This is a genomic window from Sphingobium amiense, assembly GCF_003967075.1.
Classification (GTDB): Bacteria; Pseudomonadota; Alphaproteobacteria; order Sphingomonadales; family Sphingomonadaceae; genus Sphingobium; species Sphingobium amiense.
The window spans coordinates 199,553-212,396 of record NZ_AP018665.1 but is presented as its reverse complement, the minus strand read 5'-3'; the positions used below and the strand labels follow the sequence as shown (position 1 = coordinate 212,396).

The window sequence follows — 12,844 nt, the reverse complement described above, 5'->3', positions numbered from 1 at the left end:
GAGATTCCGCTTTTGTGGGTTTGATGGCCCACAATAGCGACGTTGGCAGTTTCGAGCAACGATTTGGCCATCGAACTTACAACTTTACCGATGATCTCCGAGCCGTTTCGGATTTCAAGGTAATGCCAATGCGCCCTGGTAGAGACGCACCGATGATCTCCGAGTCGGTGCAAGCTTTCCGAAAACTTGCTGCGTCCGGCTGCACCGAGCGATGCCCTGTGGATAAATACCGATGATCTCAGTACCTTCCGATGATCTCGGTGCGTCCTACCAATGATCTCGGTGCCAACAGACCGATGATCTCGGAGCGCATACCTATTACATGAATCCCTGAATCAATCCGATTCGCGAATCGGCTTCAAAATTTCGATTTTTGAAAGTGGGAAGGGGCGATTCGGCAAAAGCGGCACCGAGATCATCGGTCGAATTGCAACTCTCACCCCTGATTTCCCGCCAAAACTGCCAACAGGGTTGATTTCGAAACCCAAACCTGTTGAGACAGCGCCATCACAGACCCCGGAGATTCGGGGAAGGGCGGAACAATGAACGGAGATCAGCATAGGCCGATTGGGCACCAATATGCACTCGCCATGATCGATGGCGGTGCAGAGAATGTCCGGAAGCTTGCCTCCACTGCCGGAACCCAATTGACGCTCGACGCCTTCCTGCGAGTCCACGACGAAGAGCCTGTCCCGGCATTTCTCCATTCCGCGCTTTGCGCCATGTCGCTCCCGACCAAGCGCCCGAAGGACGACACGCTCCCGATTATCCGGGAAGACGGCAAGTACGCGCTGGCAATCAACCCTCGGCCGGTTCTTCAAAATATCGATGGCAAGTCGGTCATGAGAAGCCTGGGTGTTCCATATGGGGCCTATCCCAGGGTTGCGCTCATCTATCTGCTTTCACAGGCGGTAATGAAGCGTTCGCGCGACGTCTATCTCGGCCGCAACTTCACGGAATGGATGCGGCGGCTTGGCTATCAAACGGTGTCCTATGGCCCCCGTGGCACCGCAAATCTGATGCGCGAACAGGTCGACCGCTTGCTGGCGTGCGAGTGGCAGATTCGCTGGGATGGCACCGAAACGGACGACAACGCCTTTGCGGTCCGCGATGTGAAGATCTCAAATGAATATGCTGGTTCACTCGACAAGAACGGCACCTTCGCGCGGGAAATCCGTATGTCGGAGGTCTTCTACAGTCACCTTATCGAGCACGCTGTCCCATTAAACGAAGTAGCGATCCGGGAGCTTAAAGGGACGCCAACGGCGCTCGATCTCTATACCTATCTTGCCTATCGCCTCCCACGGATCGGCTCCGACAAGGGGCAGATCATTTCTTGGGATCAACTGGCAAAGCACCTCGGCAACGAGGCTGACAGCAAGCGCTTTCGTCAAACGGTGCGGGAGACGATGCAGCTCGTCTCGGCGGTTTATCCCAACGCGAACGTCGATCTCTCCGGCAGGAAGGTGGTCCTTCATCCGTCTCCAGCGCCGATGGAGCGTAAATTGGTCGGACCCCATTTGCGACTTGTTGGGGCGCCAGGCGTCGAAACGGCACCGAGATCATCGGTTCGCACCGTTCCGCAGGCAACGAAACCCGCAGCGAAATCAGACGAACCGCTTCACGCATTCCCGCCGGGAACGCTTTCCTATGGCGACCGCGAACAGGCGTTTCGGAGTGTCGGTCTCACTAAGGGCCATCCTTGGTCAGTCGACGATATGGCCAACGCATTCCGCAAGGGATTCGCCGATATCAAGAGGCCCCGGACCGACACCGAATGGATGCGGCTCTGGGAGGCCTTCGTGATCAAATATGCGGATCGGCGGAAGAACCGGCCTGACGATTGACCGATGATGTCCGAGCCGTTCGTCGCCTGCGAACGAGCCCGAGTCGTGCCCGATGAAGCGATCAACGTGAGCGCGCCGACCCTCATCGTTGATAGGTCCGGGTCACAGCGCCATGCGCTGAAAGAGGGAAGGGGGGATGTGGCTACCGAGCAGGAGGTAGTCCTATGCCACTCACGGCCAAACGACCGACCCAGGAACTTGTTGACCTCGTAGGCGCTCTTGGCGGCACCTGGACCGGCTACAGGGCTATGGCCCGTTGCCCGGCACATGGCGACAACGATCCAAGTCTTTCGATCCGCCAAGGTGACCGCGGCATTCTGGTGACGTGCTTCGCGGGTTGCGCACGCGATGATGTTCTGCGGGAATTGCGTCGGGTTCGAACCGGCCAACATTATGCAATACCGGAACAGGATCGACCGCAAGGCAGCGCCAATGTCTCGCGCATCTGGGAGCAGGCCGTTGGCGTCAAAGGGACGCTGGCCGAGCGCTATCTTGAGCGACGCAACTTGTTGCCAGCGCCTGCCGACGTGCGCTTCCATTCGCGCTGCCCATACCTCCCGAAGCCGAAAACCGTTTATCGACCGGCTTTGCTGATTGCTGTTCGCGAGATCCGGCAGCTCGTCGCGATCCAGCGCAACTTTCTCGACCCTGCGACAGCGAAGTGCCTCCGAAAAGTCATGCTCGGCGTGCCTGGGACAGGCGCATGGCGGGGCCGGGCAGGGGGCGAGACGCTGGCGATCGCCGAAGGTTTCGAGACTGCCGGCGCCTACACCCGCATCAAGGACATCCCCTGCTGGGCCTCACTTGGCGCCAGGCGGCTCGATCAACTGGTCATTCCACCCGGCATTACGACCCTGCTGATCGCAGAGGACAATGATCCAGAAGGGCGTCGCGCCGCGGCGTCCGCCGAAGCGAAATATGCCCGTCCCGGGCTCATCATCCGCCGCGACCCGCCGCCGCCGGCTTTCAAGGATTGGGCAAAGTTCCTCGACGCGCACTGCCGGACCTGATCCCGGGGCGGAGAGAGGGGAGGGGGATCGAGGGTGTGTCGCTGCGACAGATGCAGCCGCGCAGGAGATTCCCAAATGACCGACCTTTTTCAGACCGCCGAGCGCGGCGACCGTGCCGCTGCGCACATCCTTCTATCCCAACTGGCGTCAGGCGAGCCGGTCACCCGTCAACATCTCAATCGGGCGATGGTGCAGGCGTTCGGCGGAACCGATGCCGAAGGACGCTGGACGCAGCGCTCAAGCTTCGAGGTGCTAGAGCACGCACTCGCCCTTCATCTCCGTGGATCATTGGCGCCTCTGGCCAGCCTCGCCGATGTCGCCGCGCGGATTGACCTCGCGCAGCGCCTCCCCACTCAGACCGTGCGGAGCGAAGACCAGATCGAATGGCAGCAATTCTCGACTCCTGTCGACATTGCGGCCGTCGCGATTCTGCTCGCAGATGTCCGGCAGGATGACGTCATTCTCGAGCCCAGCGCCGGCAACGGTTTGCTCGTTGCACAGCTTGGGGCTCATCGATCGCTGCATCTCAACGAGCTCGATCCGATCCGCCGCGATCGCCTGCACGGCGTTTTCCCCGGCGCAACGATCACCGGCCATGATGGGGCGATTCTTGATGCTGCTCTTGGCGACGCACCGCGTCCTTCCCTGATCCTCATGAATCCGCCGTTTTCGCGGTCGCTCGGCCGCGGCGTCGATGATCTTGCGGCCGTTCGGCATCTTCAGGCTGCACTTCGCCGATTGCAGACTGGGGGCCGCCTCGTTGCCATCATGCCCGACTGGTTCGGACCGACCACCCGAATGCGCGACCACTACGAGACCGTCCTTCGCGGATCGACAGTGCAAGCCTCTGTTCGACTTGAAGGCTGCTATCTCAAACACGGCACGTCTATCGACGTGCGAATCTTCGTCATCGACAAGGTCGCCGGCAGGCTCGCACCAGAAGTCATCCAGGGTGGATCAATCGCGGAACTGCTCGACGTTCTCACCGTGACACCTCGCCTGTCCCTTGTCGCAGATCAGCCGGCACCCGCGCCGAAGCGGGGCGGAGGCATCTCGCTCTTCAGAGCGGTCAAAAGCGCCAAGCCCATGCCCCGGGCCTTTCACGCTGCCGTGCGCAACCATGTCTTGCCGGTTGCTTACACCAGGCTCGAAACCCCGGCGCCGCTGCTCGAACAGACCGGCGTCTATCTGCCCTATCGGCCAAGCCGCCTGGTTTTCGACAAAGCCGGCGAACACCCGACTGCGCTCGTCGAATCCGTTGCCATGGGATCAATCCCAGCGCCGATCCCCGATTACGTCCCTTCGCTGCCGGAGCGGACTGTCACAGAGCGTTTGCTCTCGGCCTCCCAGCTCGAAACCGTCGTTTACGCCGGCCATGCCTGGGCTCAGACGATCCCTGGGCGCTTCTCACCGGACAAGGATGGTGTCGGCCTCGTTATCTCGGAGGAGGGCCGCGGCTACCGAAAGGGTTTCTTCCTCGGGGACGGAACCGGGGCAGGCAAGGGTCGCCAAATCGCGGCCGCCATTCTTGACAACTGGCTTCAGGGGCGGCGTCGCAATATCTGGGTCACCAAGAACGCGCCCCTCCTCGAAGATGCTCGCCGTGATTGGACGGCCCTCGGCGGGCTCGCCGGTGACATTCAGCCCATATCGAACTGGAAGATCGACGAACCCATCAGGCTTGACCAGGGCGTCCTTCTGGTCACCTATCCGACCCTTCGATCGATGCGCGGGGAACATAGCCGGCTGAAGCAGATCATCGACTGGGCCGGCGCCGATTTCGACGGCGTCATCGCCTTCGACGAAGCGCACGAGATGGGCGGTGTCGCAGGAGGCGAGGGCGCACTCGGAGCCAAGGAGGGATCGCAACAGGGCATCAGCGGCGTTCGGCTCCAGAACCATCTGCCCGCCGCGCGGATCCTCTACGCCTCTGCGACGGGGGCGTCCGAGGTCAACAACCTTGCCTATGCCGTGCGGCTCGGGCTCTGGGGACCGGAGACGGCGTTCGCCAATCGCGAGCAATTCATCTCCAGCATTCGCCAGGGCGGGATCGCCGCCATGGAATTGGTCGCACGCGATCTCAAGGCGACTGGGCTCTACATGGCGCGAGCGCTGAGCTTCGCCGGTGTCGAATATGAGATCCTGCGGCACGAACTGACGCCCGCGCAGATCGAGATCTACGACACTTACGCCAATGCCTGGGCGATCTTATGCGCAGCTGCGCATAAGATCGCTTATCGCGAGGTAGCGATAATGCGCAGGAGCGCGGCATAGTCGCTGAATTCCTGCACTGTCGTGCGATCTTGCTGCACATTATTTTGATTGCGAACCTCGGTGGTCTCTGGACCAGCTGAGGAAACAATCATGTTGCAGACGCACGACGAATTGATCGCCGAACTCTCGAATTTGCTCACGGCGCAGAATTATAACCCGGTGGTTGTGGCGAACCATCGACTCTACGCGCGCGCATTTCTCGATTATCTGGCCGAGTGCGACATGCAGGTCGAGACTGTGACGCCTCAGCAGGTCGACCAGTATTTTTGCTATGCAATCCAGGATTTTCAGGCCCAGTATGGCCGAGTTCCCTGTCCGCGGTGGCACATGTTGCCCCGCACGTCAATCAACAAGCTCCTCCGGCTTGCTCAAGGCAAATGGCCGCCCGAGCCGGAGATAATCGAACCGGAAACTGTGTACCGGCAGGCGATCTGCTGCGAATACGAGGCATGGCTGCGCGACGAGCGCGGTCTGGCAAGCGCTACCATCGCGGCGCTTATGTGGGAGGCACGGAACTTCCTGCGATGGCAGTTCGAACGGAGCGGTGCTGCCAGCCTCGACACGTTGAGCATCGTGGAAGTCGATCTCTACATGGACATGCGCGCGCCTGGATTAAGGCGCAAATCATTGGCCGATGTCGCTGAGCGGCTCCGGTCGGTGGTGCGCTATCTGCATCGGACGGGACGCATCCCGACTGATCTCACGCCGCACATCATCGGCCCCATGCTTTACGCCTATGAAGATGTGCCCTCGACGTTGGACAAGAGCCAAATCGCCGCGGTGTTGGCGACGACGAAGAAGGACGGATCGCCGCGAGGAATGCGCGATTTTGCGGTACTTCAACTGCTTGCCACATATGGGTTGCGCGAAGGTGAGATATGCCGCCTTCGGCTTGAAGACGTGAACTGGCGCGGAGAATCCCTGCGTATCCGTCACACCAAGACCAATGCGTACTCCTACATGCCGCTATTGGCGCCGGTTGGTGAGGCGCTGCTCGACTATCTGCGTCATGGGCGCCCCCAGGTCGAGGGGCGGGAAATCTTCATCCGATCCTGCGCGCCCTACATCGCAATGACAAACCTGTACGGCATGATCCGCGGGCGGTTAGCAGCCGCAGGCGTCGAGCCGCCGGGAAAGCGAGGAGCGCATGTCTTCCGCCACGCGCGAGCGGTCGAACTACTGCGGGCGTCGGTCCCGCAAAAGATCATCGGCGACGTGCTCGGGCATCGATCAATCGAATCCACCAATGCCTATCTCAAGCTGGCGACAGATGATCTCCGAGCCGTGGCGCTCGAGGTACCCGGCTCGGAGATGCTGTCATGAGCGCCTGGCACGATCCCGATTGCACCGTTGTTGACGCCTTCCTGGAAAAATCGCAGTTCCGGCCGGGAAGCAGACCGACTTATCGCTGGTTCCTTCGCAGCTTCGAGGATGTAGCCCGACGTCATCCCGCGGTTGACCGGCAGATGCTCGACGTCTGGCTGAAGGAAATGGAAAAACGTTGGCGAATGCCGACGCTGCTCAACCAGGTCTGCATTGTCGATCGCTTCCTCGAACACCTCGTCGAAATCGGGCTGATCGCCGAGAATCCCGTTGCTGTGCTTCGTCGTCAGTACAACGCCAAACAAAACAAGCCGATCTGGCGGGCTCTCGCTTCCCCCAATCCCGACGAAGCCCTGGCCGCATTGCGACGGCCCGCGCCCTACGGCAGCGTGCTGGGGGACTTCATGCGCGAGCATGTCGCGTTGATGCGCAGCCGGGGCTATCAGTATGAGACCCAGGCTCACTGGCTATTGCGGTTCGATCGGTTCCTCCAGGCGAACCCCGAACTTGCCGGGGCATCGCTTGAGACAATGCTGGCGCGCTGGGCAACTGCCAAGCCGACCCGCAATCACGCGGCTGAATGTCAGAAGCTGGGGCGCATCCTGACCAAGGCGCGGTATCGCCTTGATCCCAGAATCCCGCCAAAACGCTTCAACGCCCGGCCAGAGCGGGAAGTGGCGCGCGAGCATCGACGGCCGCATATCTTCAGTCCGGCCGACGTCCGGCGGTTGCTCGATGTTGCCCGCTCGTATCCGTCGCCGGATGCTCCGCTGCGGCCTATGGTCCTCTACACGATGGTGGTTCTGGCCTATTGTGCCGGACTGCGCCGTAGTGAACTCGCCGGGCTTGATCTGGGTGACGTGGACCTTCAATCGGACACGATCACGATCCGGGAAACGAAGTTCTACAAGACCAGGATCTTGCCGCTAACCGGCAGCGTCATGGCCGAATTACGGGCCTATATCGATGCAAGGCGGCGCGCCGGCGCCCCGCAGGATCCGCGGTCCGGGCTCTTCTGGCACGAGCACTTCAATGATCGCTATACCCCCGTGACGGTCTCAACGATGATTACCAACGTCATGCGCCGCGCCGGGTTCAAGCCCCCGACGGGGCGGGCGGGACCACGCGTTCATGACCTGCGCCACTCGATGGTCGTGAACCGAATCCTTCAATGGTATCGATCCGGCGTCAATCCGCAGGACAAACTGCGCTTTCTCTCCACCTATATGGGGCACCGGGACATCAACTCCACGCTGGTCTACATCACTGTCACGCAGGACCTGCTGCATGAGGCAAGCGAGCGGTTCCGTACCGTTGGCGTCCGATGCCTCACAATGGAGGCGCGGCCATGACGAAGAGCAATCCGTTCCCCGCGTTGTTGCGGGCGTTCTTCCAGGAATGGTTGGCCGAGCAACGCAGTGCTTCGGTTCATACGATCCGGTCTTACCGCGACACCTGGCGATTGTTGCTTCGGTTTATCGCGGAGCGAAAAGGCGGCGGGGTTGCGCGGATCACGCTGGCCGATGTCTCGGCCGGCGAGGTGCGCGCGTTCCTCCATCATACCGAGCATGGGCGCAAAAGCACAATCGGCACGCGAAACTGCCGGCTCGCAGCGATCCGCAGCTTCTTCAGCTACGTGGCGGACAAGGATCCCGAATACATTGCGCAATGCGCCGAGGTCCTGACCGTCCCGCTGAAGCGGGAGCCCACCGCTGCACCCTGCTATCTCGAGACGGGGGAGGTCGAGGCGATCCTTGCTCAGCCCGACCGATCGACAATCGAGGGGATGCGCGACCATGTGTTGCTCTCGTTCCTCTACAACAGCGGCGCGCGCATCCAGGAAGCTCTCGACCTCTGTACCGACGCGATCCGGTTCGACGCACCGAACTTCGTGCGTCTTTACGGCAAGGGGCGCAAGGAACGCATCTGTCCGCTCTGGCCAGAAACAGTGACGTTGCTCCGGAAGTTGTTGGAACGCCAACCACGTGGGGCAGAAGAGCGAATCTTCGTGAATCGATACGGTGAGCCCCTGGGCGCCTCCGGGGTGCGGTTCAAGTTGGCCGCCTATGTTGAGGAAGCCGCCAAATCCATGCCGACGCTTCGGTCCAAACATGTGACGCCGCACAGCTTCCGGCATGCCACCGCCGTTCACCTTGTCGCTGCCGGGGTCGACATCACCGTCATCCGCAGTTGGCTTGGACACGTCAGCCTCGATACGACCAACCACTACGCACAGGCCAATCTGGAGACCAAACGAAAGGCGCTTGAACAGGTAGGCGCGCCGGCGGCGAGCAACGTCCCACCATCGTGGAAACGCGATGCCAGCCTGATGGAATGGCTCGACACCCTGTGAAATAATGCGAAGGACGTGGCGAAGTGTGCCGCCGCTTTGCGGGGCCGCGCCGCGCTCCTGCGCATTATCGCGACCTCGCGATAATCCATCATCCACCGGAACATGGAAAAAGCCCTGGAACTCACCGGCGTCGTCGATGGTCTCGAGAACACCACTTTGAATAGCGGGGCGAAGGCATCGGCCCGCTCGCGCTTCGAGTCCACCAAGCAGCGTTTCTTCGGCCAGGTGCTGCTTTCGATGAAGCTGCCAACGGTCATCGCCGCGGTCGGCGAGCATCTTATGGCGGGCCAGTCGGTGGTGCTTCAACTGGTGACGACGGCCGAGTCCATCCTCGACCGGCGATTGGGCATGCTCAGCCCGGATGAGCGCGTCGACCTCGAAATCGACCTCAGCCCTCGTGAATATGTTTTATCTGGATCTCCAGATAAGACATATTCTTTGCAGTCGAGATTTATGTCGAGCGGTTCGCGCGCAGGCGCGGATTTACGGGATGAAGACATCGGTTTTACTCCAGATAATTAAGGTGACTGGATGCCAGGCGCGCTACGGCCCCGGGGCGATGCTCGTTTTCGAACGTCGTTGAGCATCATGATCAGCGGATCCGCTGGCGGCCTGAAGCGGCCTGGCTTGACCAATGGCGACCCATGCGCAGCGAGGATTTGCAGCTTTTCCTCGGGGTCGGCCCGCAGATAGGCTTCCGTGCTCTGGATACTGGCATGCCCAAGCCAGAGCGCCACTTTGCGGATGTCGCCGGTCGCAGCGAGCGTGTGCATCGCGCAGGAATGCCGGAGCACGTGGGGCGTGACCCGCTTGCGCAGCAGCGACGGCTGCTTCTTCGCCGCCGTGGCTACATGCTTGGCGAGCCTGAACGCAAATCCGTCGCGCGTCATCGGCTCGCCATGAGCGTTCAGAAATATCTCCATCGCCTGACATTGCGGGCGAACAGCAAGCCAGGCCCGAAGACTTGCCTGTGTCTCGCGCCAGAGAGGGAGGATGCGTTCGCGCCGCCCCTTGCCAATGATGTGGACCGTTGCGAGCGAGCGTTCCGGAAAGTCCTGCATCTGTAGCGACAACAACTCGGCGACCCGCAGACCGCCAGCGTAGGCGAGGTGCAACATGGCGCGATCCCGGGTGCCCAGGCGAGACTGAGGATCGGGTGCATCGAGCAGCGCGGTGATCTCGTCCCGCGTCAGATAGTCGATCAGGGTCGTGTCGGTCCGCTTTGTCGGCACGGCACGTACACGCAGCGCGAGATCGAGGCAGGCTGGGACGCGATACTCGACGTAACGGAAGAACGCCCGGATCGCCGCAAGCCTGGCATTGCGGGTTCTGGGACTGTTCTTCCTTGCCTCCTCCGAATGGTCGAGAAACGCCATGATCAGCGCGGGATCGAAATCCTCAATCGTCAAGTCGGTGGGGCGCCGCTTCAGGTGGTTGGCTGCGAACCGGACCAGAAGCGCGAAGCAGTTCGCGTAGGTCGTCACCGTATGTGGGCTGACGTTGCGTTCGCGAGGCAGATGTTCGCGCAGGAACGCAGCGAGATGGGTGGCGAGCGCGGTCATGCTGCGTCTCCTCGGAAAAGCTGCTCACCTGCTGCGGCGATGTCACGAAGGAGGACCGGTGTTGCTTCGAGATACCAGTATGTGTTGGCTACATCCGTATGGCCAAGATAGGTGCTGAGCGCTGCTAAGTGATGCCGGATCGCCTCCCGATCGTGCTGGCAGGACTCCAGCGACCGAACGGCGAAGGTGTGCCTCAGGTCGTGGACGCGAATGCCCTTGGTTCCGGTCGGACCGCGGAAACCCAGCTTACGAGCCAATCTGACGAAGACGATGTGAACGACCGTCTGGTGTGGCGCCCGGCCTCTCGTGGTGACGAACAGATCATCGCCGCGGGCGTTCAGCCTTCTGCGAATGCTGAGATACGTATCGAGCGCCTCTCGCGTTGATGGCTGGATCGGCAGGAGGCGTTGCTTGCCGAATTTGCCGTTCCGGATAACGAGGCCGTCGTCGACCACATCATTACACTGGAGTGCGAGCGCCTCGGATATCCGCAGGCCGGTCGTCGCCAGCAGGCCGAACAGGTAGTGGTAAGTATGCGGGCTGATCTTGCCTTTGGGCGGAAGATCAAGGGCGGCCTGCATGATCGCTCTGAGTTGTTCGGGCTCGATGATATGTGGTGTCGGGCGGCGTCGCTTCCCTCTTCCGAAGACGCCTGCTGGCGGCACCTGATGCTGCTGATCCTCGGCATGGGCATAGAGGCAGAAGCGGCGGAGGTGGTCGAACCTGTCCCGGGCCACGTTCTGGGAACTGGCCGATCGGCACCAATCGTAGATCCGCTCGACTTTGATGTGCCGATCGCCGAGGTCGTTGGCATAGCTGGCAAAGAGACGGAGCCACCGTTCCTGCGCGTCAAACTTGCGGCCGAAACTGCGATGTAACGCGACATAGCGTTCGATCTGAGCGTTCATCATGCCGCGTCTCCCGGCCAATCCTGAGCGACCTTGAGCAGCATCGGGACGTCGACCTTGGCGTAGATGGCGGTGGTCGCCGGGGAACGGTGGCGCAGGATCGTGCCGACCGATTCAAGGCCGGCGCCGGCGCGCAGCATCCGTGTTGCCAGAGAATGCCGGAAGGCATGGGCACCCGTCGGCACGCCCTCGATGGCGCCCCGATGGAATACACGCGCTACGATGCCTGCGATCTCGGCCGACGAGTTGAACGGCCGGAATGGAGGTTGCACCCGAACGAACAACCGCTCCTCGTCTATCGGTGGGCGGGCCCGCTCGATATAGTCGAGGATCGCATCCCCTACATCCTGGGGCAGCGGCAGGCGATCGGGCCGCCTGCTCTTGCCGCATACCCTCAGACATCCTTCGTTCCAGTCGATATCCGCTAGACGGAGCTGCCAAATGTCACCGGCTCGCAGGCCGAGCCTGGCAAGTAGAAGGATGATGGCCTTGTCACGAATCTCGACCGCAGTATCGGTTTTGCAGGACGCAATGATCCCCTCGACCGTCGCCTCGTCCATATAGCGTGGCAGGGTGCCGAGCCGATAGCGCCTGATGGGCGGAAAGGCATGTTGCAACGCCGCGTCACACTCCCCGCGTGAGACAAGAAAGCGCACATAGCTCCGTATGATGCCGGCGACGGTCGGTGCAGAACCGGGCACCTCGGTGATGCGGTGGCTAACGATTCTTCTGATGGTAGCCGCGTCCAGATCCGATGGCGGACCGAGCAACAAATACCAGCGCTTCACTTCGTCGCTGTAACGACGGATCGTCGCAGCCGAACTGCCGCAATGGGCCTTCAGCCAAGCCTTATAGGCTGTCAGATCCTCGTCTTCATACGGTTGGCTCTCTGCCTGCGGAAGTATCTGCCGGTCGCGCAAAAATCCAAGGAAGCGCCGCGCGCCCTTACTGCGGCGTAACGGACCGTGATGGCCGATCAGCGTTCCGCGCTTGCGGTAAACCGGGCAACGACAGCTGTGGCCAGCATACAAGGCAACATGCTTATCAGTGACATCCTGCCAGCGCAGGCGAGAAACGCGCATCCACGCGGCAAAGTGCGCTGCCTCCGAACGGTAGCTCTTGATGCTCGCCGCGCTGTAATGCTCCTGCACGAGGAATGTCGCGTAATCCGCCAACGCCGTGTCCAGATGATCGATATCATCGGGCACGGCGACCATACCCCGGTCCTCCAGGAAGCGAACAAACCGCCGAACCTTGCTGGTGAACTTCGGACGGTTGGGCTCATGGCGGGAAAAACCCCGACAGCGACACCGATGCTTCTCGAAGCGGCGGACGACAGCGTCATCAACAATCGAGACCGCGATGCCCTGCTGATCGATCCAGTACAGGAAATGGCGAGCGGCCGTTTTGTAAAGCCCCGCTGCAACTGCCGCAGTCCCCAGAAGAGAAGAGTGGAAGGCGGTGGATAGAGTATCTGGGGTGGGAGTGTCTCCCGTCCAGGGCTTGGGCCGTCCGTATGAAACGACCGTTTTTGGCGACGTCATAGATCCTCCAGCTTGTTGGGGCT

12 protein-coding genes are annotated in these 12,844 nt (G+C 61.1%); 8 read left to right on the top strand and 4 right to left on the bottom strand.

The window, feature by feature from the left end:
- Positions 1–335: 335 nt before the first annotated feature.
- Positions 336–560, bottom strand: coding sequence for a hypothetical protein (locus tag SAMIE_RS23520; protein WP_126000574.1), 225 nt, complete (start codon positions 558–560; stop codon positions 336–338).
- Between SAMIE_RS23520 and SAMIE_RS21365 the strand changes: the two genes are divergently transcribed.
- The 7 genes from SAMIE_RS21365 (at position 543) to SAMIE_RS21335 (ending at position 9,329) form a co-directional block, all read left to right on the top strand.
- Positions 543–1,847, top strand: coding sequence for a replication protein RepA (locus SAMIE_RS21365; RefSeq protein ID WP_062787891.1), 1,305 nt, complete (start codon positions 543–545; stop codon positions 1,845–1,847). The two genes, SAMIE_RS23520 and SAMIE_RS21365, sit on opposite strands and share 18 nt — an antisense overlap.
- Positions 1,848–2,011: 164 nt before the next feature.
- Positions 2,012–2,857 carry a DUF7146 domain-containing protein gene (locus SAMIE_RS21360; RefSeq protein WP_030092781.1) on the top strand — a complete coding sequence of 282 codons (846 nt, stop codon included), beginning with the start codon at positions 2,012–2,014 and terminating at the stop codon, positions 2,855–2,857.
- Positions 2,858–2,932: 75 nt separating this feature from the next.
- A complete protein-coding gene (locus SAMIE_RS21355) occupies positions 2,933–5,131 on the top strand; it encodes a strawberry notch-like NTP hydrolase domain-containing protein (RefSeq protein WP_126516956.1) in 2,199 nt (732 codons plus the stop codon).
- Between the two features lie 90 nt (positions 5,132–5,221).
- A complete protein-coding gene (locus SAMIE_RS21350; RefSeq protein ID WP_066704301.1) occupies positions 5,222–6,454 on the top strand; it encodes a site-specific integrase in 1,233 nt (410 codons plus the stop codon).
- On the top strand, positions 6,451–7,806 hold the full coding sequence (locus tag SAMIE_RS21345) for a tyrosine-type recombinase/integrase (protein WP_066704304.1): 1,356 nt from the start codon (positions 6,451–6,453) through the stop codon (positions 7,804–7,806). The genes SAMIE_RS21350 and SAMIE_RS21345 overlap by 4 nt, the downstream gene beginning before the upstream one ends.
- The gene (locus SAMIE_RS21340) at positions 7,803–8,807 is read left to right on the top strand and encodes a tyrosine-type recombinase/integrase (RefSeq protein WP_066704306.1); all 1,005 of its coding nucleotides are present in this window, start codon (positions 7,803–7,805) and stop codon (positions 8,805–8,807) included. The genes SAMIE_RS21345 and SAMIE_RS21340 overlap by 4 nt, the downstream gene beginning before the upstream one ends.
- A gap of 156 nt (positions 8,808–8,963) precedes the next feature.
- Positions 8,964–9,329 (top strand): hypothetical protein, encoded by a 366-nt coding sequence (locus SAMIE_RS21335; protein WP_408641275.1) that lies wholly within the window; start codon positions 8,964–8,966, stop codon positions 9,327–9,329.
- Here SAMIE_RS21335 and SAMIE_RS21330 read toward each other — a convergent pair.
- From SAMIE_RS21330 to SAMIE_RS21320, 3 genes are read right to left on the bottom strand one after another with little or no spacing between them, the layout of a single operon-like run.
- Positions 9,326–10,369 carry a tyrosine-type recombinase/integrase gene (locus SAMIE_RS21330; RefSeq protein ID WP_051743976.1) on the bottom strand — a complete coding sequence of 348 codons (1,044 nt, stop codon included), beginning with the start codon at positions 10,367–10,369 and terminating at the stop codon, positions 9,326–9,328. The genes SAMIE_RS21335 and SAMIE_RS21330 overlap by 4 nt on opposite strands.
- Positions 10,366–11,280: a tyrosine-type recombinase/integrase gene (locus tag SAMIE_RS21325; RefSeq protein ID WP_030093215.1), complete on the bottom strand. Its 915-nt coding sequence runs from the start codon at positions 11,278–11,280 to the stop codon at positions 10,366–10,368. Before SAMIE_RS21325 ends, SAMIE_RS21330 begins: the two co-directional genes overlap by 4 nt.
- Positions 11,277–12,494, bottom strand: a complete 1,218-nt coding sequence (locus tag SAMIE_RS21320) for a tyrosine-type recombinase/integrase (RefSeq protein ID WP_232037324.1) — start codon at positions 12,492–12,494, stop codon at positions 11,277–11,279. The genes SAMIE_RS21325 and SAMIE_RS21320 overlap by 4 nt, the downstream gene beginning before the upstream one ends.
- On the opposite strand from SAMIE_RS21320, the gene SAMIE_RS23870 reads away from it, so the two are divergent.
- Complete coding sequence (locus SAMIE_RS23870) at positions 12,465–12,746, top strand: hypothetical protein (protein WP_230190467.1); 282 nt, start codon at positions 12,465–12,467, stop codon at positions 12,744–12,746. The two genes, SAMIE_RS21320 and SAMIE_RS23870, sit on opposite strands and share 30 nt — an antisense overlap.
- The last annotated feature ends 98 nt before the right edge of the window (positions 12,747–12,844 follow it).